This is a genomic window from Neobacillus niacini (assembly GCF_023715785.1).
GTDB lineage: Bacteria > Bacillota > Bacilli > Bacillales > Cytobacillaceae > Neobacillus > Neobacillus niacini_E.
The window spans coordinates 15585-37971 of record NZ_JAMBOX010000018.1; the positions used below are offsets into that span (position 1 = coordinate 15585).

Here is a 22387-nt window from a genome sequence, read left to right on the forward strand (position 1 = left end):
CATCCCTACGCTTCCGATTTTACTTTCATATTGGGCCGAAGCTTTCGTATGCTAACAACAATCATGATGATAAATATAATCGAATAGGATACAAGATAGGCTGCCCATAACGGAACATCGATTCCAAATCCAATTTGATTGGATAATTCATTAAAGGCATTAGGCTCCAGAAAACCAAAGAGAATGAACCCCGGATTCAGCATCGCAAAAAAATAGGCGACTGGATTGTTTGCCGGCATCGCGCCCATAGAATTGACCGCCATAGAAATGGTAAATAAAAACGCGGTTCCGCCGATCAGAAACAGTGCAACCCCGTAGGTACTGACCATGGCGATGATGGTTCTTCTGACAATAGTCGAGAAAAAGATACCAATGCTCCCAAAGACTAGAATCGTAAATATATAAAAAATAAGGATCAATAAAACCTGCCCCGGAGATATGCCGCCGAATAAGAAAACAATACTGTAAATCGGCATGCTTGCAATAATCATCAACAATAAGAAAGAGATGGACGAAACCAGCTTTCCCATAATAATGCTGGTGGAGCTTTGGTTCGTCGTCAATAAAATATTCAATGTCTGTTTTTCCCGCTCACCGCTTATCACTCCAGCCGTTAACCCGGGAGTAATAAACAGAATTAAACCCAATTGGATAAAGGCAAGAAGCATAAACATCTCCCTGCTCTGATCCGGCCGAAATAATCCCATCGGCGAATTTTGCGTTTGCAGATAGATAAACCCGACAATCAGGATGGTCAGGGCGAGCAAGTAAAAGGCAAGCCCAAGAAAGCTTTTAAAAGAGCGAAACCTGAGCTTAAATTCCTTATTCATGACTGGATTTAGAAACAGATTTCTCATGAAAGCTCCACCCCTTTCGTTATCTCCATAAACACATCTTCAAGGTTTGTTTCCATTTCCGAAAAGCTGATGATGGCAATATCCTGCATCAGAGCGGCTTTTAGCAGTCCAACCTGCTCTTTGGCATTTCCTTGAAAGAGAAATTCCAGCGTCGCGCCGTCGTCCCGTTTGGTTAATTTGCTGACAAGGTGCTGGTCCTCGAAAAAACGGATGGCCTTGTCCACACCGCCATAAAGCTTTACAATAATCAACTTTTCACCCTTCAACCGCTGCTGGATGTCTGACACTGAACCTTCGGCCACCAACCTTCCTTGGTCGATGATCCCAATCGTATCGCACATTTCCGCCAGTTCGGGCAAAATATGCGAAGAAATCAAAATGGTTTTGCCCATATGCTTTAATTCTTTTAAAATTTCACGCATCTCCACTCTCGCTCTTGGATCAAGCCCGGAAGCAGGTTCATCGAGAATTAAAACTTCCGGGTCATGAATCAGTGATCTTGCAAGACAGAGTCTTTGCTTCATCCCTCTTGAGAGAACATCAACATAGGAATCTTGTTTATGGGACAAATTCACCAATTCCAACAGCTGTGGGATCAACTTCTGCCGCTCATTTTGGCTCAGGCCATAACTGGCGCCGTAGAAATCCAAATATTCCACCGTCTTCAACTGGTCGTAAACGCCAAAGAAATCCGGCATATAGCCAATCTGGCTGCGAACCTGTTTAGGCTCCTTCGAAATATTATAGCCATTAATATAAGCGGTACCCGAGGTTGGAGAAAGCAGGGTTGCCAAAATAGAAAAGGTGGTCGATTTACCTGCGCCATTTTGTCCAACAAACCCAAAGACAGTGCCTTTTTCAATCGTTAAATTCAATGAATCGAGCGCAGTAAATTTCCCATATTTTTTTGTCAGATTTATGATTTCAATCATGAGTTGATTTCCCCCTTTATCGACAGCGCCGGCATCCTTACTCGAGGGTCACCTTGTCCTGTTTTAATCAATTTGATCACGATTTCCCCTTCATTTGAAATATACTGCTCCAATTGCTCTGTTATCGCCGTTTTCATATCCGGTAATGGCAAAAATTCACCCGTTGCCTGGTTTTTTATTGAGTAGGCAACATTACTGCCATACCAGACGATTTCCAATTCACGGAGGATTGGCTTTTGTTCTGTTAACTGCTTGGGAACCTGAAGCACGTACTCATATTCTCCATCATCCATTTCCATTTCATTTTGGACACCGCCCATGTCATTAAAAAGGGTCCCACGGATGATATGGATCTTACGTCGTAGCATATCGTCTTTGACCGTAAAAGAACCCGACAGTTCTGTTTTGATATCCATCGGTTGATAGATTAAGCTTAGGCCATTTTTCGCTTCCTTTTTCGCTGCAATATCCGCTTCAATGACAGATGCTTTTGAAAAGCCATAAAGAATCGGCTGATTGCCTAGTGACGAGGAATTATAAAGGAATTCTATTGCTCCGTATTCCATCCTTTCCTGTTTTAGGCGCTTGACATCATTTGGTGAAGCCGGCATCATATATTGGAACATCTGATTGTAAGGACCTGTGAGATAATCTTGCTGCAAAGTTTCATTTACCGTTACCGTTTCACCGCTTTTTAGCGGACCGAGACTAAGTTTTTTTGTCCCCGACCAAATGAATAGTTCATCAAAGTCGTAAGGAAACTGATTGGCGATCGTTCCTGAAAGCTGTTTATTCTTTAAGCTTAAGTTTAAATCGAATTTTCCGGCATTCTGCTTGCTCGCCCTGCCGAAAAAGCTCCTTGTCGACCAATATTCCACATTTGGAAATGTCACTTTGCTTTCTTTCCTCGCATTTTCCAGGATTGCATAACGCTTCCCATCGCCGGCCGACATCATCGAGGAGCCGGGAACACCGTAAAATGTCCCTTTCGAAAAAGTCAGCTCATAGTCACCGCCGGTATTGGAAAGAAACGTGACCGCCTCGAGACCAGTCAAATAGCCATTTTCCGCCTGATAAATCCCTGTCTGATTGATTTGTGGTTTGGCAATCCGGTCCTTTGCACCCACTGCGAAAATGCCAATTGATGATAGGACCGCAAACCCAATAATGACCCACCAGGCATGCTCGCGTTTATCCAGCCTTTTTAGCGTGAAATACAGAATTGGAGAAATAAGGAGCAGGTAAAGCAATAAAAACAAGCTAATTTGCCCGGCTGAAAATTGAGTGGAAGCAAAATATTGATTGACTTCGGCAAATTCGTTATAGAGCATCTCAAACTGGTTCTGATACATTTTTGGCGATTGGTTATTCATTTGCACGCCAAGCATCGGGCTTTGAGCAAACCAGCGGCCGTAATAGTTCCAAGACGCTAATGGCTCGTCCCCAAGCGAAAAGGCTGTTTGCCAAATTTCACCGGCTCCATAGCCTTTATGTACAATCATTGGCAAATCTCCGCTGGTTGCAGATACATTTGCCTCAGGCTTCACCTCACCGACAAAGACCGGCAATGTGTTAAATTCCAATGTTTCAGGCGCTTTTAAGAACTGGGTATCTGCCACTGCCTCCCGTTCTGGTTTCATTGGCAATTCCCTGTATAATGCTCCATAGCTGCCGATCGCATTGGGAGTAGCGCCGACAATTAATCTGCCGCCATTTTTCACCCAATTCAACAAGGCTTGCTGCTGTGTTTCTTTTAGCTTCGCGACCGCAAACTCATCAATGACTATGTAATCCAGGGTATCAAGGCCAAGTTCGTCATAAGGGAGCATCTCTTCTTCCAGGACAATCGGTTCAAGTTGACTTCCTGACGCTTGTACCTTTAATTCTTTCAAACGGTCGGGATTTTCGCTTAACAATCCCATGGTCCTGCCTGCAGGGTCAATATACTTTGGTGACAGGATTTTTTTTCCAACAAAAGCTGTCTCCTTGCCGTCCTTCCAGCTTCCTTTATACAGAAAAATTGATTGTTTTATTTGTTTGCTATTATAAAATTCCTCGGAATACGCCGGTAATGACAGCGAATATGTTTTTTTGCTTCCTTTAGGCACATCAATAGATAAAACCTTTGCCCCGCTGGAATTATAAGTTACACCAAAGTTGAAAAGAAGATCCCCCGAAAAATCTTCACCGTTGTTTTCAACTGTCACTTGAACAGGAAAGCCGCGTCCGCTTTTGATTTTCCCATCAAAGCCCTCTTTGACGGATATTTTTATGTTGCTGCTTGCCGCTTCGGCATCGTAAACCGCAAAAGCCATGAATGACAGGCAAAATAATACTATGATTGCAATCTGTTTTTTTAGCAAATCAATTCCCCCTTTAATCCTTCCATATTTGTAGACGAAAAAATGGACCTATTACACTACAATTCTTTTAAGAATTTTTCTCTTTAGTGTATTTTTACACTTCTACCAATAAAAAGCAATCAGTTTTACAAAAAAACAGCAGTCCATTGGCTGCTGTTTTCGTTGACATGCTTTATTCGCTTTTTTCTACTTGTTCGGCAAATAGGCCGTACACGTATTTCTCCGCATCAAATTCTTGGAGATCATCCATCTTTTCGCCAAGGCCGACGAATTTAACCGGGATTTTTAGTTCGTTCCGGATCGCAAGGACAATTCCGCCTTTTGCCGTTCCATCCAGCTTGGACAGGACGATTCCGCTGACATTGGTGGCTTCTTTGAAGGTTTTCGCCTGGATTAAGGCATTTTGCCCTGTTGTTGCATCCAGTACAAGCAATACTTCATGTGGCGCACCGGGCACCTCGCGTTCGATGACACGCTTGACTTTTTCCAGTTCCTTCATCAAATTCACTTTGTTTTGCAGTCTTCCCGCCGTGTCACATAGCAAAATATCGGCTTTCCGGGATTTCGCCGCCTGAATCGCATCAAACATGACGGCGGCTGGGTCGGAGCCTTCAGCCTGCTTGATCGTCTCAACTCCGACTCTGTCGCCCCAAACCTCGAGTTGGTCAATGGCCCCGGCACGGAACGTATCACCGGCAGCCAACAAAACGGACTTGCCTTCGGCTTTAAATTTATGGGCCAGCTTTCCGATGGTCGTTGTTTTACCAACCCCATTGACTCCAACAAACAGGATTACCGTCAAGCCATCATGCTGGATGTTCAAAGCTGATGATTGTCCCTCACCGGCATTATAGATTTCAACCAGCTTTTCGGAGATGACACTTTGAACTTCTGCTGGATCCTGAATGTTACGGCGTTTCACTTCCGTTTTCAGTTCATCAATCAGCTCCATTACCGTTTCAAAACCGACATCAGCCTGGATTAAGATTTCTTCCAATTCTTCAAAGAAATCCTCATCGACTTTACGGTATCTGGCAACCAGGTCATTGACCTTGCCAGAAAAGCTGTCACGGGTTTTCGTGAGTCCTTCTTTGAATTTCTCTGTGACAGAGTCTGTCGATTTGGTGATTTTATCTTTTAATTTCTTAAAAAAGCTCATGCTTACACTTCCTTTGACTATGATTCAACAAGTTCCCTTGTATCCTCCAGGCGGACGGATACAAGCTTGGATACCCCCGACTCCTGCATTGTGACACCATAGAGGACATTTGCCTCTTCCATTGTCCCTTTGCGATGGGTAATCACGATAAATTGCGTTTCCGAGCTATAACGCTTGAGATATTGGCTGAAACGGTAGACATTGGCTTCATCAAGCGCCGCCTCGACCTCGTCAAGAATGCAAAATGGCACGGGCCGGACCTTTAAAATGGAAAACAATAGGGCAATCGCCGTTAATGCACGTTCTCCGCCTGATAAGAGCCCAAGATTCTGGAGCTTTTTCCCCGGCGGCTGGGCAACGATTTCGACACCTGTGTTTAATAAGTCCTCCGGATCTGTCAATATCAGGTCCGCTCGCCCGCCGCCGAAAAGCGCACGGAACACTGGCTCAAAGTGTTCCCGGATGCCGTCAAAGGTCCCCTTGAAACGTTTTTTCATTTCTTCATCCATCTCTTCTATGACCTTAAACAGCGTATCCTTGGCTTCCTGGAGGTCGGCCTTTTGTTCATTCAGAAACTCATAGCGCTCGGAAACCCGCTCATATTCCTCAATCGCCCCAAGATTGACATTGCCAAGTTCGTCAATCGCAAGCTTGATTAATTTGACCTTTTTCCGCGCCTCATCAACCGTCACTGTCAGCGGGTATTGTTCCTTGGCCCCCTCATAGGTTAATAAATATTCCTCGCGAAGATGTGCCAATCTGTTTTCCAGCTCCACATCCAGGCGGGTCATTTTTACTTCCTCATCCTTCAACACAACGGTCAGACCCTTATGAAGCCGTTTCAATTCTTTAACCTCGAGTTCTACATCTTCCAATTGCCCTTGAAGCGCAAGCCGTTCCTCCCGCCTTGCAGCAATTAGCTGAAGGGTTGCCTCTTTATCCTGTTGTTTTCTCTTTGCCGCTTCCTCCAACTGATCCTCGCCGGTGGAGCTATTTGTCATTTCTGAGGTTAATAGCTGAAAGTCCTCCTCAAGAATGGCCAACTTCTTCCTGCTTTCCTCAAGATCGTTGATGGTCAGTCCAAGGCGTTCGTTGGCATTTGTCAGCTGTTCATTTTTCGAGGCAAATTCAATCTTTAATTCATTTATTTCCGAGGTGATGGTTTCCTTTGATGTTAAATCTTTGGATTTCTGTTCGGTGAGTGCGTTGATTTGCCTGTCTAAATCGGCGATGGCAGTTTGGCATGCTTCCATTGCTTGCAAATTTTGCCCTTTTCTTTGCGATAGCCGGTTATGCTCAGCGTCGATTTGCTCTTTTTCCAAGTCATAGATCGCCAGGCGTTCATTCAGGTTTTTTTCCTCCAACTCTGCTTCACGAAGTTCACCTTTGATCGACTGTTCACTAAGCCGCAGCTCTTCCCCGGTTCTTCTGATTTCCTCCAGCCTTGACTCGGCAATGCGCACCGCTTCTTTAAGGCTTTTGACACTTTGCTCCAGGCCAGCGGTTTGTTCCTCCATGATAACAAGCTTTGCTTTTAAATCCTCTAGCTCGCCTTTTCTTGATAATAGCGACGAGGATTTTTGCTTAGTTGCTCCCCCTGTCATCGAACCGCCCGGATTGACGACATCACCATCTACCGTAACCAGGCGGACCCGGTACTGCAAAAGCTTTGCCATTTCGTTGGCGCCCTTTAAATCTTTTGTGATGACAACATTCCCGAGAAGGTTGTTCATAATCTCGGTATACTTTGGGTCAAATCCAATCAGGCTGACCGCTGTTCCAATAAATGATGGATGATGTTGAATTAATGTAGCCTGGGCAGAAGAGAGCGGCCGCCCCTTGATCACGCTAAGCGGCAAAAAAGTGGCGCGTCCATATGAATGCTGTTTTAGGTATTGGATGGCGGCTCGGGCATTTTCCTCGGTATCCACCACAATATGCTGCAGGGCGCCGCCAAATGCTGTTTCCAGGGCCGCCTCGTATTGTTTAGGAACAGAGACAAGTTCCGCTACAGCGCCTTCGATGCCGCGAAGCTTGGTGCCGCGCATTTTTAATACCTCTTTTACACCCTGGAAGAAGCCGGAATAATCTTCTTCCATCTCCTCCAGCATTTCTTTTCTTGACTTGGCCTGCTGAATAAGTTGGTAGGCTTGGTATAAGGTTTTTTCCTGCTTTTGATAATTACTTTTTGTACTCTCGAGCTTGTGCTGCTGCTCGCGATAATGGACTACCTGTTGTTCCAGTTGCTTCTGGAGATCATCAAGTGCCGTCTGCACTTTCTGCTTACCCGCTTGGACCGTTTCACGTTCCTTAAGGAATTTTTCATTTTCTTCGTCAAGCCTGGCACTTCTTCGTTCCTGCTGCTGGAGTTGTTCAGCAATATGCTTTAATTCATTTTTTGTGCCAGCCTGATCATTAAGCAAATCAATGTATTCACTTTTCAGATTTTCAATTTTCTCATCCAAATTTTCGGTAAATAATAGCAGTTTGTCCTGTTTTCCCTTTAATTGGGCAAGAAGTGCGCTTACTTGTTTTTCCAGTTCGTCAGCGGTATGCTGCTGCACTTCCCGATTTTTCTCCAGTAAACTAATTTTGTCTGTTAATTCCGCAATTGATTGGATGAGCTGCTCTTTGTTTTGTGCCGCATTTTTCTTCCGTTCTTTTAAAACTTCCTTACGGCCCTCAAGCTTTTCCAACTCTTCACTGGCATGAAGCAGAACATTCTGCAGGTCGGTAATGGATTCGTCCAAGGCGGCAATTTGGTCCCGTGTCTCGATGATTTTAGCTTCCTTCAACTGCAATTCTGATGACAGCCTCAGTTCTTCCTGCTGATGCTCATCAAGCTGTTTCGAAAGTGCTTCCCATTTTTGATGAAGATCTTCGATTTCATAAACTGTCAAGGCTACTTCAAATTTCTCTAGCTCTTGCTTTTTCTCCAAATAGTCCTTGGCCATTGATGCCTGCATCTTTAATGGCTCGACCTGCCCTTCGAGCTCATGAAGAATATCATGGACACGGTTTAAATTGTCCTGCGTTTCTGTAAGCTTTTGTTCCGCCTTTTTCTTACGGTTTTTATATTTTAATACACCGGCTGCCTCTTCGAAAATTGTCCGGCGGTCTTCTGCTTTGCTATTTAAAATTTCTTCTACTTTTCCTTGGCTAATGATTGAAAATGCTTCTCTGCCAAGTCCGGAATCCATGAACAAGTCAATGATATCCTTTAACCGGCAAGGCTGCTTGTTAATTAAAAATTCGCTTTCCCCCGCGCGTGTCACCCGTCTGGTCACACTGACTTCATTGTAATCAAGCGCCAGACCCTGGTCCTGATTATCCAAAGTCAAAGTCACTTCGGCATAGTTCAACGCTTTTCTCGAATCACTGCCGGCAAAAATAATATCCTCCATTTTGCTTCCTCGAAGTGATTTGGCAGATTGCTCGCCTAAAACCCAGCGGATGGCATCGGTAATATTACTTTTGCCGCTTCCGTTTGGCCCGACTACCGCGGTAACACCGGGTACAAAATCTACACCTATGCGATCGGCAAATGATTTAAAGCCAATAATGTCCAACCGTTTCAAAAACATTGTTAATCCTCCCTAAAATGCCCGGGATCTCTCCAGTTCCATTTTGTCATTTTCTATGCTGATTGTTTTTTAATACACCCAAAGCCATTTGGGCAGCATGCTGCTCCGCTTCCTTCTTTGACCTGCCTGTTCCTATTCCCAATTCTTCCCCGTTTAAGGTTACCTTGGAAACAAATTCCTTGTTATGGGCAGGGCCTTTTTCCTGCAGGACGCTATATTCAATCACACCGGTCCCGTCGCGCTGGACCAGTTCCTGCAATTGGCTTTTAAAATCCATCACATGAGAAAAAGCACCGGCATTAATTTTCGGAAAAACAACCTTCTCAAGAAATTTAATGACCATTTCCATTCCTTTATCCAAATATAAGGCGCCGATAAATGCCTCAAACACATCGGCAAGCAGGGCAGGACGTTCTCTTCCGCCCGTCATTTCCTCCCCTTTGCCCAGCAGGATCAAGCGGCCAAATCCAAGCTCATTTGCGAAGGCAACAAGCGATGGTTCGCAAACAATGGCGGCCCGTAGCTTTGTCAGTTCCCCTTCGGTCATGGTGGGGTATTTATTAAAAAGAAAATGGGAAATGGTCAGTTCGAGAACGGCATCCCCCAAAAATTCGAGCCGTTCATTATCTTCAAAAGGTTTTCTGCGATGCTCATTCACATAGGATGAATGAGTAAAAGCCTGCCTCAACAATTTTTCATTGTCAAAAATAAAATCTATTTCTTGCTGAAATTCCTTAAATTGTTTGTCTTTTGCGCGATAGTTTAAATCTTTTTCATTCCCATTCTTGCGCATTACATTCTCCACCTTGTATCTGATTTACACTGTTAAAAGTATAACCTTGTTTATACGTAAAGAAACTTGGCCTCCAAAAGGAGCACCAAGTTCTATTCTACCTTAAAAAAGCCCCGTTTGAAAACGGAGCTTTAAGAATTATTCCAACAAGATTACTTTTGACTTTGTATGTAGTTAACAGCGTCGCCAACTGTACCAATCTTTTCAGCATCTTCGTCGGAAATTTCCATATCAAATTCATCTTCCAATTCCATAACTAGTTCCACTACGTCAAGGGAATCGGCACCTAAATCATCTTTAAAGGAAGCTTCAAGAGTCACTTGAGATTCCTCAACACCCAAACGGTCCACGATGATTTTTGTCACACGTTCTAATACTTCTGCCATTCTCACTTCACCTCCCCTCAAGCTATTATATAGTTAAATTAATTTATAGACAAATCACATTACCATGCCGCCATTAATATGGAGTGTCTGACCAGTAATATAGGATGCATCGTCTGAAGCAAGGAAGGCTGTCATCTTTGCGATATCTTTTGGCTCTCCCAGTCTTGCCAACGGAATCTGCTTCAGCATCTCCGCTTTGACATCTTCCGGCAATTGATCCGTCATATCGGTTGTAATAAAGCCAGGTGCAATCGCGTTTACGGTAATATTCCGTGATGCCAGCTCTTTGGCTGTTGTTTTTGTCAAGCCGATGACACCTGCTTTGGCGGCCACATAGTTGGCCTGTCCGGGATTCCCGCTTATGCCGACTACGGAGGTAATATTAATGATTCTGCCGCTTCGCTGTTTCATCAATTGCCGCGTAACCGCCTTGGTTACAAGGAAGACTCCCTTCAGGTTCGTATTGATGACATCATCCCATTCCTGCTCTTTCATCCTCATCAATAGGTTGTCGCGAGTGATTCCAGCATTATTGACGACAATATCGAGCCGGCCAAAACGGTCTACCGCCGTTTTCACCATATCCGTCACTTCATCAGGATTGGCCACATCGCATTTCACCGTAAAAGCATCTCTTCCCAAGGCCTTGATTTCGTCAACGACTTCATTTGCCTTTGCTTCACTGCCGGCAAAATTTACGGCAACATTGGCACCCTGTCTGGCAAGCTCAAGGGCAATCTCCCTCCCAATTCCTCTTGACGCACCTGTTACCAGCGCCGCTTTCCCTTCCAAATTCATCAGTTTTCCTCCTTCAACGCCTCGATGACACCAAGAGCGGTTTCTTCATCGTAGACAGAATAGGTTTTTACTGTTTTGTCAATTTTCTTTATTAATCCCGATAATACCTTTCCGGGTCCGATTTCAATAAAGGTATCGACACCGAGGGCGATCATTTTTTGGACAGAATCCTCCCATAATACCGGAGAATAAAGTTGTTCAATCAATTTATCCTTAATATCCGGAGCGGAAGTAACCGGTTCGGCGCTCACATTGACTACGACAGGAATATTGGCGTCGTTCATTTTCGCTGCATCCAAAACTTCCCGCAGCTGTCCGGCGGCCGGTTCCATCAACGGGGAATGGAACGGTCCACTTACTTCAAGGGGCAGGACCCGTTTCGCTCCTGCTTCCTTCGCTTTTCCTCCTGCTGTTTCCACGCCCTGTCTTGTACCTGATATAACAATTTGCCCTGGACAATTTAAATTCGCTAATGCCACTACGTGTCCGGATTCTGTAACCTCTTGAGTCACCGCAGCCAATTTATCCCGGTCGAGCCCCAAAACTGCGGCCATTGAGCCCTCACCATTGGGAACGGCATGCTCCATGAATTCTCCCCTTTTCCGGACGGCCATAACCCCATCTTCAAAGCTGAGAACACCAGCAGCTACAAGTGCCGAGTATTCCCCAAGGCTATGCCCTGCGACATAATCAGCAGCAATCCCTGATTTTACAAAATGTGTCAATATAGCGATACTCGTTGTTAATAATGCCGGTTGTGTATTGTAGGTCAGAGTCAGCTCTTCTTTAGGCCCCGCAAAAATCAATTGACTCAACGGAAATTGAAGCGCATCATCAGCCCTTTGAAAATACCCCATTACCTCTGGATACTTATCCGCCAAATCTTTGCCCATTCCAACTGCCTGTGAACCTTGGCCGGGGAACACAAATGCTATTTTTCCCACTGACTTCGCTCCTTTACTGTTCTATTTTTTCGGTCTTTGTCTCTTCCACTGTTTGCTTGACCAGGCTGACGATATCACCAGCCACCATTTCCCTAGTCTGGCGAATCGCACTGAAAATCGCTTGCGCATTTGAGGAACCGTGCGCCTTGATGACAGGTGCTTTAAGACCGAATAATCCGGCACCGCCATATTCTGAATAATCAAGCTTATTCTTCAACTGCATTAAATTTGGTTTTAATACCGCGGCGGCAAGCTTGCTAGTAAAACTGCCCATTAACGCTGTTTTTAACATTTTGAACATCGATAGGGCCGTACCCTCAATGGTTTTTAACACCATATTACCGGTAAATCCATCTGTTACCACCACATCCGCAACACCATCGAGTAAATCGCGGGCCTCAACATTACCGACGAAATTTAAATTAGAATTTTTCAGCAAGTCAAACGCGTGACGAGTCAGTTCATTGCCCTTTTTTTCTTCGGTTCCGATATTTAACAGTCCAACTCGCGGTAAAGTAATATTCCTTACCTTTTCGCAGTAGATTGAACCCATGATCGCGTATTGCAGCAAATGTTCCGGTTTCGCATCGGCATTGGCGCCGACATCAAGCAATAAAAAGCCTTCTCCACCTATGGTCGGTAAGGTTGGTGCCAGCGCCGGACGATCAATTCCCTCGATTCTGCCAACCACAAACAATCCTGCAGCCATTAACGCGCCGGTATTTCCTGCAGACAGGCAGGCATCGGCCGCTCTATCGGCAACCTGTTGGGCGGCAAGCACCATTGAAGCTGTTTTTTTACGGCGGACGGCCCTAACCGGTTCATCCGTTCCGAGAATAACCTCTGTCGTATGTAAAATAGAAATTCGGTCATGTCCTGTTAAGGTTTCTTTTATTTTGGCCTCATCGCCAACAAGTGTGATATGTAAATCAGGATAGGCTTCAACTGCTTTCATTGCACCCAAAACAATTTCCTTTGGCGCGTGGTCGCCGCCCATTGCGTCAATTGCTAGTTTCATGTATGTCTCATCCTTTATTGTTTTTCGAACGGTACATTTCAAATTGTCCGGAAAAAACCTGTTCATTATTCACAAAACTGTTAACTTCGACAAATGTTCGTCCGGCATGGTCATCAATTTTTGTCACCCTTGCTTTGGCGACAACCCGTTCGTTCAATTTAACCGATCGCTTAAACTGAATATTGGCTTTTGCCGTTAATGCCAGCTCATCATTGATGACAGCCACTGCCAGGGAGTTGGCCTGGGCAAATACATGGTGGCCTCGGGCTATTTGATTCCGTTTAAACACGTGTTCCGCTTTCACGTCAAAAATCGATATCGCGCTTTGATCAAGCTCAATATCAATGATTTCACCAATGACCTCTTCAAGCGGGAGGGATCGGACTTCGTCTTCAAACCGTTTTTCCGCTACTGTTTTGATCCGTTCACGCAGCTCGGGAATCGAAAGCTCCAACCGGTCAAGCCGAATTGTTTGAACACTTACTTGGAATTTTTCCGCCAACTCCTCATCAGTGATAAATGGATTATCTTCGATGGTTGAGGTTAATAATCGTTGACGCTCTTTTTTGCTTCGTCTCATTTGTTCACACCGTCCGAGTATTATGACTAGGTACTAAGAGTAGTATAAAATTTAAAAAAGCAGATTGCAAGGATTACTTTTTTATTGCAATCTGCTTTTATGGCTGCTAATCCAACTTTTCGCCCTCCAAAACCCCTGATTGTTCAAGCTGGTTTCGCAAATATTGATAGTCGGGAGAGGTCCAGAAGGTTTCGAATTGGATCAGCTGGGCGGCGTCGCTCCGCGCCGTTTCCAGCGCCCGGTAATCATGGACCATATCGGCCACTTTAAACTCGGGAACTCCGCTTTGCTTTTTGCCAAAAAAGTCGCCCGGTCCGCGAAGCTCCAAATCCTTCTCGCTGAGAACAAAACCATCATTGGTTTCGGTCATGATTCTCATCCGTTCCTGCCCGACTTCCGTTTTAGGGCTGGCAAGCAAAATGCAGTAGGCCTGATCGCTGCCGCGGCCAACGCGCCCGCGAAGCTGGTGGAGCTGGGATAAGCCAAAGCGTTCGGCATCGTAAATGACCATGATTGTTGCGTTTGGCACGTTTACGCCCACCTCGACCACCGTTGTCGAAACCAGCAACTGAACTTCATTGGCACTGTAGGCCTTCATGATGGCGTCTTTTTCATCGGAACCCAACCGTCCATGCATGAGACCCACCTTGAAGCGATTTTGAAAATAATGGCTCAAGGCCGTATGCACATCAATTGCGTTTTGGACATCGAGCTTGTCCGATTCTTCGATAAGAGGGCAGATTACGTACGCTTGGTGTCCCTTCACCAATTCTTTTTCGACAAAGCCCAATACTCGTTCAAGCATTTCCGGTTTTGCCCAATACGTCTCGATCGTTTTTCTGCCTGCAGGCATTTCATCAATTACGGAAACATCCATTTCACCGAAAACAGTTATCGCAAGTGTCCGGGGAATCGGGGTTGCTGTCATAAACAGGACATCGGGATTCTCGCCTTTTTCACGCAGGACCCGGCGCTGCTCCACACCGAAACGGTGCTGCTCATCAGTAATCACGAAGCCAAGCCGGTTAAACGTAACTTCATCCTGTATCAGGGCATGTGTTCCGACTAAAATGTCGATTTTACCGCTGGCCAGCTCTTCAAGGATTTCCCGCCGGCGCTTGCCTTTAACTGAACTTGTCAGCAGCTCGCAGCTAACCTGGAATGGTGCGAGCAATTGCTTTAATGATTGGGCATGCTGCTCGGCAAGTATTTCGGTCGGCACCATCATGGCTCCCTGATACCCGGCCGTCACACTGGCATATAAACCGATTGCCGCTACAGCCGTTTTTCCGGAACCGACATCCCCCTGCAATAATCTGTTCATCCGATAAGGCGATTTAAGATCGGTCAGAATTTCATTGACGACCCGTTTTTGCGCATTGGTCAACGAAAACGGAAGACCGTTAATAAAATCTTTTACTTTATTAACATCATAGTCTTGGCTGATCCCTTGGGATTGTTCCCGTTCAAATTTCCGCAACGCCTGCATTTTTAGTTGAAACAGCAAAAATTCCTCATACACAAACCGGCGGCGGGCTTGTTTCACATCTTCTTGGCTTGAGGGAAAATGCATCGCCCTAACGGCATCCTTCCGGTTAAGCAGGCGGTATTTTTGTAAAAAGTACCCTGGCAGCGTTTCCTCTATTAAACTGCCATATTGCTGGAAAGCAAGACTAATAAATTTACGCATCCCTTTTGTGGTAATTTTCCCCCTTAATGAATAAACTGGTTCGAACTGATTCACTTTGGTATTTGTCCCTAGCTGCACTTCATTTGCCGTAATCGTTTGGCGATGCGCATCCCATTTTCCCGTAACGGTGATGATGTCATTCATGTTTAATTTATTTTTCAAATACGGCTGGTTAAAGAAAACGACTTTGATTAAATAAACGCCGATAAACATCCGGATCGTCAGCTTGGATTTCTTCCTGCCATAATAGGCAAGAGAAGGCTCGCTGTGAACCTTCCCCTCCACGGTTATTTTCTCATCATGCTGGACTTCGGTAAGGTCTCGCAGCCGGTAATCCTCATACCGGTAAGGAAAGTATTCCAATAAATCTCGAATGGTTGCGATGTTCATTTCTGCGAGGCTTTCCGCTGTTTCTTCCCCTATGCCCTTTAATGCCATTACTGATTGGCTTAGAATCTGGTTCACTTCTCTTTCAGCGGCATACCAAAGATTTTTGCCTCAAGCCTGCGTCCTGTTGGAGTAGCCGCCAACCCTCCTCCTGCAGTTTCTCGTAAAGCAGTTGGCATGGTTTGGCCAATTTTGTACATCGCCTCAATGACTTCATCACACGGGATTCGACTGGTGACCCCTGCCAGTGCCATATCGGCTGCAACCATCGCATTGGCTGCTCCCATGGCATTTCGTTTGACGCATGGGACTTCAACAAGTCCGGCAACTGGGTCACAAACAAGTCCGAGCATATTTTTCAGCGTGATGGCCATCGCTTCGGCACACTGTTGTGGTGTACCCCCAGCCATTTCAACAATTGCAGCAGCAGCCATTCCCGCTGCCGAACCGACCTCAGCTTGACAGCCGCCAGCGGCACCGGAAATGGATGCATTATTGGCAACAACGAATCCAAAGGCTCCGGCAGTAAATAAAAAGGAAACCATTTGCTCTCTCGTAGGATTAAGTTTTTTCTTAACAGCAAATAATGTTCCCGGAACTACTCCCGCAGAACCTGCTGTCGGTGTGGCACAAATTGTTCCCATGGCGGCGTTTACTTCGTTAGTCGCCACTGCTTTGCTTACTGCATCAAGTATTGTTTCCCCGGATAGGAAATTTCCTTTTTCAATATATTTTTGCAGCAAAACGGCATCCCCTCCAGTCAAACCTGAATGGGACTTGACCCCTTTTATTCCCCGTTCCACTGCCTCCTCCATTACCTTCAAATTGCGGTCCATAAAGGAGAGAACCTCTTCACGCGAACGCCCCGTTACCCCTACTTCCTGCTCAATCATGATTTCCGAGATTTTCTTGTTTTGGCTGACAGCCAGTTCCACTAATTCCGCTACATTTCTAAACATTGGTTTCACCCCTTTTTCATTTGACCGTTAGTCAACAATTTTTGTTACTTTTAATATATTCGGAAGCTGTTCAAGTTCTTCAAGCAGCTGATCATCCACATTTTCATCGACCTCAATGGTCATGAGCGCCATTTTTCCGACTTCCTTGCGGGAAACCTCCATATGGCCGATGTTAATTTCGTACTTGGCCAAAGTATTGGCGACACTGGCAATCGCGCCGAAGCGGTCATTATGGACCACGAGAAGGGCCGGGTGGTTTCCTGACAGCTTTAAGACAAAACCGTTTAACTCGGTAATTTCAATTTTTCCTCCGCCAATGGATATTCCGACCAATTCAAGTTCACCGTTATGGTCGCCAATTATAACTCTTGCGGTATTCGGATGGTCAGGCACGGCATCCTCTTCTATAAACTGAATTTTCATTCCCCGTTCGTTTGCAATATCGAGGGCATTGATAATTCGGGTATCATCAGTATCAAAATCCAACAGCCCACCAACGATGGCCACGTCGGTTCCATGGCCTTTATAAGTTTTGGCAAACGAGCCATACAGGGATATGTTGGCCCATTTAGGCTCTCTGCCAAACAGGCTTCTGGCCACGCGGCCAATTCTTGCCGCACCCGCAGTATGGGAACTTGAAGGACCAATCATCACCGGTCCGATAATATCGAAAACACTTCTATATTTCACCTTATTCTCCCCCTTACCATCAGTGTATTAGTCAAGGTTCTATTTGAACCGCATTTCGCTTTACAAACCAAAAAGAAGGGTTGCCCCGAATGGAGGGCGCCCTTCTATTTTAGCGGTTGTTTATTCAATTGAAAAGATAAATGAATATAATGGCTGCTGGCCATTATGCACTTCAATTTCGACATCGCTGTATTGCTCTTCCACAAATTGAGTCAATGTCGCTACCTCTGCCTCGGTCACATCTTCACCATAAATAATTGTCAGGATTTCCGAATCCGAATCCATCATTTGTGTTAACAAATCTTGGGCAACCTTTTGTTTGTCTTTATTTTTCACGACAATTTTACCTTCAGATATGCCCATGAAATCATCTTTTTCAATTTCAAGGCCATCGATTTGAGTATCGCGGACTGCAAAGGTAATTTGACCTGTTTTAACATGATTTAACGCTTCGGTCATACCTGCTGCATTCGCTTCCGCATCAGCAGAAGGATTGAATGCCAGCAATGCCGAAAGTCCTTGAGGCACGGTCTTTGACGGGATGACGTAGATTTCTTCATCCGCCACATCGGCTGCCTGCTGGGCTGCCATAATGATATTTTTATTATTAGGCAAAATAAAAATCTTTTTCGCGTTGACATCCTTGACAGCCTTCACAATATCCTCTGTGCTTGGGTTCATTGTCTGACCGCCTTCAATGACTGCATGGGCACCGATGCTCTTAAATAAATCAGCAATGCCTGCTCCCATTGATACGGTAACAATCCCATACTCCTGTTTTTCCTTTGGCGCTTCGGTACGGCCCGAAACAAGCGGTGTTTTCGTTTCACCGACAATATTGGAATGCTGCAGACGCATATTTTCGATCTTCATGTTAATTAAGTTTCCGTAACTCTGGCCATAGGATAATACTTCTCCCGGCTGTTCAGAGTGAATATGTACCTTAACTACATCGTCATCGGCAATCACTAATAAGGAATCGCCGTATTTGTCCAAATCATTCCGGAACTTTGTTTCATCGAATGGATTTTTGGCCAGCTTATCTTCTTCAAACCGCACCATAAATTCTGTACAATATCCAAATACGATGTCTTCCGTGTTGATATGGCTTTGCACACTTTTATGATGCTCAGCGCTCACCAGCTCATCCATTGATGGCAGATCTTCAGGTGAATCAGGAAGTTGTTCGCCTTTTAACTGGGCAAGAAAACCTTCATAGACGCAAACGAGACCCTGCCCGCCGCTGTCAACGACACCGACTTCCTTTAACACAGGTAGCAGGTCTGGAGTCCGCTTTAACGAGGCTTTTGCTTCTTTTAAAACTTCCTCCATAACGACTATGATATCAACTGTCTTTTGTGCAGCCTGAACGCCTTTTTTCGCTGCATCTTTTGCAACCGTTAAAATGGTCCCTTCGACAGGCTTCATTACAGCTTTATACGCAGTTTCAACGCCAGCTTCCAGCGCGCCGGCAAAATCTTGGGCATTTATTTGAGCTTTTGCTTCAATCGCTTTGGAAAAACCACGGAACAACTGGGATAGAATAACGCCTGAATTTCCCCGAGCCCCCATTAAAAGACCTTTGGAAAGAGATGTTCCGACTTTCCCAATATGCTCCTGCACATTATTTTTTACTTCTTTGGCTCCGGAAGTCATGGATAAATTCATATTTGTTCCAGTATCGCCATCCGGCACGGGAAAAACGTTTAGCGCATCGACCATTTTGGCATTCACCGCCAAATTATTAGCACCAGAAATGACCATTTCGGCAAAACGTTTTCCATCCAACGATGTTATTGACACAAAACCTTCCTCCTTAACTATGGGTTCGTCACACGAACTCCTTGAACGTAAATATTAACCGAGTCAACGGCAAGTCCAACAGTCTTATCAAGGGTATATTTCACCTTTGATTGCACGTTGTGAGCAATTTCGGAAATTTTCGTTCCATAGCTGACAATTATGTACATATCGATATGTATTGCCTCATTTTCCTGACGAACAATCACACCGCGGGTAAAGTTTTCCTTGCGGAGTATTTCCGTAATGCCGTCTTTGATTTGATTCTTTGAGGCCATGCCTACAATACCATAGCATTCGATTGCTGCTCCACCGGCAATGGTTGCGATTACTTCGTTGGAAATATCAATTTGTCCGTACTTGGTTTTTAATTCAATGGACATGAATCGTTCCCCCTCATGTATAATTGCTCCTTAACTACAGTCATTTTACTATAGTAACTGCAAGATTGAAAGTCATACCTGCCTGTTATCTATAACAGCATTTTTTTCAAAAGGTTGTCAAGGTTTTTTTCTTGAAACCTTTAAACTAAGCTATTGCATTCGAATAGGTTGTATGATAAATTATTAAGGTATCTTAAGACTAGAAAATTCAGCTTGGCCATTTCCTAATATAAATGTATATTTTATGGATTGCTGGTAAAGCTTTTGTTAGTTAAGGAGGGATAGTCTATGCCACGTAAATGTGTAGTAACTGGAAAGAAAACCACTACTGGTAATGCACGTTCTCACGCAATGAACGCAAACAAGCGCACATGGGGCGCCAACCTACAAAAAGTTCGTATTCTTGTTGATGGAAAGCCAAAGCGTGTTTGGGTTTCTGCAAGAGCGTTAAGATCTGGTAAAGTAGAACGCGTTTAATAATTGATGGGCATCCTTTAGAAGGATGCTCATTTTATTTCCTGCCCTATTTTATTAACTTACCCAAAATCGTAAAAATAAAAGCACCCAATTGGTTTGGGTGCCGCTCTCATATCTATTCGTTTTTCTTAAACACACCAATCATCGCCCGCACAAGTCCGCCTAAAAATCTCGGCAGTTTAATCGTATAAAATTTCATACTTTCCCTCCTCAAAAATCTCGGCATCTCTACTCTTATTCACTAAACCTCTTTCGCCGCCCTTACCATATTATTCAAACGAACGAAATCGGGCACAATTAGTGAGGCCTATTAATCATGACTTCTTATCACTATTAATATGCCTTCTGAAAATGAAAAAGTACCATATTCACTAATAAGTTCATTACTAATACATAGTGTAGAACCGATGGAAATATGACGATTTTCCAACGGAAATTTGAAGCCCCGAAGAGTTAGATCGGAAACATTGAGTGTTAACGGAACAAACGATATGTATTTTTTTTCGAGCATTTTTTCGACTGTATAGGTACCCGGACCTGCTAAATAAGCAATGTTTTTCCGGTCGATTAGACTAATTTTTGTGGAAATTCCTTGACTTAGCGGCTTGGTCAACAGTTGGACATTGGCCAGCAAATGGTCCAGCCTGCCGCCGGTTGCCCCAAACAAGCGAATTTCCTCGGGTTTTTGAGCGACTGCCCAATTTAAGGCCAGCTCGGTGTCGGTTTCATCTTTTTCTGGCTTAAATCGTTTCAAATTGGTGATTTTGCTTTCAATAAAAGCCAGTTCCCGCTCTGAAACAGAATCAAAATCACCAAAGGCCATCATGGGTTGTATGTTGCGTGATAAAAGATGGAAAACCCCGCGGTCAACCCCAACCCATACTTCATTTTCTGTATTGTATTCTGTTAAATCAGGCAAAAGTTCTTCAGGCCCTCCGGCAAGAATATTAATGACCATCTATTATTACTCCTTTATGTATGAAAAAGAGCTGTCTTAAGTGACAGCCCCTCCTTTATTATCCTCTAATTAGCGCTATTGCCTTGGTATAATCTTGTTGGTTGTAAATGGCCGAACCGGCAACAAGCACGGTGGCTCCCGCCTCTATACACAACTTTGCCGTTTCCGGATTTACCCCGCCATCGATTTCAATTTCTAGACTAACGCCTTTTTCCTCCGCCAATTCTTTTACTTCTTTTATTTTTGGCAGGACTTCGGGAATAAATTTTTGACCCCCAAATCCGGGATTGACTGACATGAGGAGAACCATATCAATATCCTTGACAATATGCTGGATGGAATTAACCGGTGTAGCCGGATTTAACACAACACCCGCTTTTACGCCAAAGGATTTTATGTTCTGAATGGTCCGGTGAAGATGCCGGCATGCTTCCACATGAACAGTAATATAATCGGCTCCCGCTTTGGCAAATGCCTCGATATATTGATCAGGGTTTTCAATCATCAGATGCACATCAAGCGGCAGCTTTGTTACAGGACGTATCGCCTCGACAATTAACGGCCCAATCGTAATATTCGGCACAAAGTGACCATCCATTACATCAACATGAATATAATCGGCTCCCCCTGTTTCTACGGCGGTGATTTCCTCTGCCAATTTTGCAAAATCGGCTGAAAGGATGGACGGTGCTATTTTTACCATCTTTAATACCTCGGCTTTCTATCTTTTATTTCCTGGAGAAAATCCAGATAATGTTGATATCGATACCCCGGAATTTCCCCTGCTTCCACCTTGGCCTTTACCCCGCACTTTGGTTCACTTACATGAAGGCAGCCACGAAATTTGCAATTCTCGCTTGCCCTCAGCATTTCAGGAAAACAAGCAGTCAAATCCTCGGCTTCAATATTGGCAAATTCCAATGAACTAAAGCCGGGTGTATCTGCAACAAGACCATTGCCCACTTTTATCAATTCAACATGTCTTGTGGTATGCTTACCTCTGCCCAAATGCATGGAAATATCGTTTGTTTTTAGTTCTAGGTCAGGTCTTAGCACATTCAAGAGCGAGGACTTACCCACCCCGGATTGCCCGGCAAACACGGATATTTTATTTTCAAGATGCGGGGTCAATTGTTCGACTCCGGTTTCCGTTTCCGAGGAGGTAAGAACGACTTCATATCCGGCAGCCCGGTATTGACGGGCGAATACTTCAATCTTCTCGTGCTGCAGTTCATTTGCCAAATCCATTTTGGTAATGCAAATAATTGGCTCTATATCGTTAAATTCAACAAGGACAAGAAATCGGTCCAACAGGACGGTGCTGAAATCCGGCTCAACGGCCGAAAACACCAGAATTGCCTGATCCACGTTCGCGATGGGCGGGCGTACTAATTCATTCTTTCGTTCCTTCACCTCAAGGATGTAGCCCTCTTGGTCATTTTCCGCTTGAAAAACGACCTCATCCCCAACAAGCGGGGAAATTTTATTTTTTCGGAATACTCCTCTTCCCCGGCATTGAATTAATTCTTCCTTATTGAGAACGTAATAAAAACCACTTAATGCCTTGACAATTTTCCCTTCAGGCATAGCAGCCCTCCTTGCCTGACTCATAAGCTATTTGAATTTTTA

The 22387-nt window shown here is 44.6% G+C and carries 21 protein-coding genes; 1 reads left to right on the plus strand and 20 read right to left on the minus strand.

Annotated features, from left to right (window positions below; translation table 11 throughout):
* Positions 1–5: 5 nt before the first annotated feature.
* From M3234_RS23885 to M3234_RS23960, 16 genes are all read right to left on the minus strand, one after another.
* Positions 6–857: an ABC transporter permease gene (locus M3234_RS23885; RefSeq protein WP_262307122.1), complete on the minus strand. Its 852-nt coding sequence runs from the start codon at positions 855–857 to the stop codon at positions 6–8.
* Entirely contained in the window at positions 854–1789 is a 936-nt protein-coding gene (locus M3234_RS23890) for an ABC transporter ATP-binding protein (protein WP_262307123.1), read from the minus strand. The genes M3234_RS23885 and M3234_RS23890 overlap by 4 nt, the downstream gene beginning before the upstream one ends.
* A complete protein-coding gene (locus M3234_RS23895) occupies positions 1786–4152 on the minus strand; it encodes a hypothetical protein (protein ID WP_262307124.1) in 2367 nt (788 codons plus the stop codon). Before M3234_RS23895 ends, M3234_RS23890 begins: the two co-directional genes overlap by 4 nt.
* Before the next feature lie 172 nt (positions 4153–4324).
* The gene (gene ftsY / locus M3234_RS23900; protein WP_262307125.1) at positions 4325–5311 is read right to left on the minus strand and encodes a signal recognition particle-docking protein FtsY; all 987 of its coding nucleotides are present in this window, start codon (positions 5309–5311) and stop codon (positions 4325–4327) included.
* 17 nt (positions 5312–5328) lie between these two features.
* Positions 5329–8895 (minus strand): chromosome segregation protein SMC, encoded by a 3567-nt coding sequence (gene smc / locus M3234_RS23905; RefSeq protein WP_262307126.1) that lies wholly within the window; start codon positions 8893–8895, stop codon positions 5329–5331.
* Between the two features lie 46 nt (positions 8896–8941).
* Positions 8942–9688, minus strand: coding sequence for a ribonuclease III (gene rnc / locus M3234_RS23910; RefSeq protein WP_262307127.1), 747 nt, complete (start codon positions 9686–9688; stop codon positions 8942–8944).
* Positions 9689–9840: 152 nt separating this feature from the next.
* Positions 9841–10074: an acyl carrier protein gene (gene acpP / locus M3234_RS23915; protein ID WP_066318449.1), complete on the minus strand. Its 234-nt coding sequence runs from the start codon at positions 10072–10074 to the stop codon at positions 9841–9843.
* Positions 10075–10128: 54 nt separating this feature from the next.
* Entirely contained in the window at positions 10129–10872 is a 744-nt protein-coding gene (fabG, locus tag M3234_RS23920; RefSeq protein ID WP_262307128.1) for a 3-oxoacyl-[acyl-carrier-protein] reductase, read from the minus strand.
* On the minus strand, positions 10872–11816 hold the full coding sequence (gene fabD / locus M3234_RS23925; RefSeq protein WP_262307129.1) for an ACP S-malonyltransferase: 945 nt from the start codon (positions 11814–11816) through the stop codon (positions 10872–10874). Before fabD ends, fabG begins: the two co-directional genes overlap by 1 nt.
* Before the next feature lie 13 nt (positions 11817–11829).
* Positions 11830–12834 carry a phosphate acyltransferase PlsX gene (gene plsX / locus M3234_RS23930; RefSeq protein WP_262307130.1) on the minus strand — a complete coding sequence of 335 codons (1005 nt, stop codon included), beginning with the start codon at positions 12832–12834 and terminating at the stop codon, positions 11830–11832.
* Between the two features lie 7 nt (positions 12835–12841).
* On the minus strand, positions 12842–13414 hold the full coding sequence (gene fapR, locus M3234_RS23935) for a transcription factor FapR (RefSeq protein WP_262307131.1): 573 nt from the start codon (positions 13412–13414) through the stop codon (positions 12842–12844).
* A 106-nt stretch (positions 13415–13520) separates the two neighbouring features.
* Positions 13521–15569, minus strand: a complete 2049-nt coding sequence (gene recG / locus M3234_RS23940) for an ATP-dependent DNA helicase RecG (protein WP_262307132.1) — start codon at positions 15567–15569, stop codon at positions 13521–13523.
* Entirely contained in the window at positions 15566–16450 is an 885-nt protein-coding gene (gene sdaAA / locus M3234_RS23945) for an L-serine ammonia-lyase, iron-sulfur-dependent, subunit alpha (RefSeq protein ID WP_262307133.1), read from the minus strand. The genes recG and sdaAA overlap by 4 nt, the downstream gene beginning before the upstream one ends.
* 27 nt (positions 16451–16477) lie before the next feature.
* Positions 16478–17140, minus strand: a complete 663-nt coding sequence (sdaAB, locus tag M3234_RS23950; protein WP_262307134.1) for an L-serine ammonia-lyase, iron-sulfur-dependent subunit beta — start codon at positions 17138–17140, stop codon at positions 16478–16480.
* A 120-nt stretch (positions 17141–17260) separates the two neighbouring features.
* On the minus strand, positions 17261–18943 hold the full coding sequence (locus tag M3234_RS23955) for a DAK2 domain-containing protein (protein ID WP_262307135.1): 1683 nt from the start codon (positions 18941–18943) through the stop codon (positions 17261–17263).
* A 17-nt stretch (positions 18944–18960) separates the two neighbouring features.
* The gene (locus tag M3234_RS23960) at positions 18961–19323 is read right to left on the minus strand and encodes an Asp23/Gls24 family envelope stress response protein (protein WP_066318411.1); all 363 of its coding nucleotides are present in this window, start codon (positions 19321–19323) and stop codon (positions 18961–18963) included.
* A gap of 288 nt (positions 19324–19611) precedes the next feature.
* Between M3234_RS23960 and rpmB the strand changes: the two genes are divergently transcribed.
* Positions 19612–19800, plus strand: a complete 189-nt coding sequence (gene rpmB, locus M3234_RS23965; RefSeq protein ID WP_007087786.1) for a 50S ribosomal protein L28 — start codon at positions 19612–19614, stop codon at positions 19798–19800.
* A 115-nt stretch (positions 19801–19915) separates the two neighbouring features.
* Here the strand turns inward: rpmB and spoVM are convergent, their stop codons facing one another.
* The 4 genes from spoVM to rsgA form a co-directional block, all read right to left on the minus strand.
* Positions 19916–19999: a stage V sporulation protein SpoVM gene (spoVM, locus tag M3234_RS23970; RefSeq protein WP_066318409.1), complete on the minus strand. Its 84-nt coding sequence runs from the start codon at positions 19997–19999 to the stop codon at positions 19916–19918.
* A gap of 111 nt (positions 20000–20110) precedes the next feature.
* A complete protein-coding gene (locus tag M3234_RS23975) occupies positions 20111–20758 on the minus strand; it encodes a thiamine diphosphokinase (protein ID WP_262307136.1) in 648 nt (215 codons plus the stop codon).
* 58 nt (positions 20759–20816) lie between these two features.
* Positions 20817–21461, minus strand: coding sequence for a ribulose-phosphate 3-epimerase (gene rpe / locus M3234_RS23980; RefSeq protein ID WP_262307137.1), 645 nt, complete (start codon positions 21459–21461; stop codon positions 20817–20819).
* A gap of 2 nt (positions 21462–21463) precedes the next feature.
* Positions 21464–22345, minus strand: coding sequence for a ribosome small subunit-dependent GTPase A (gene rsgA, locus M3234_RS23985; RefSeq protein ID WP_262307138.1), 882 nt, complete (start codon positions 22343–22345; stop codon positions 21464–21466).
* Positions 22346–22387: the final 42 nt, after the last annotated feature.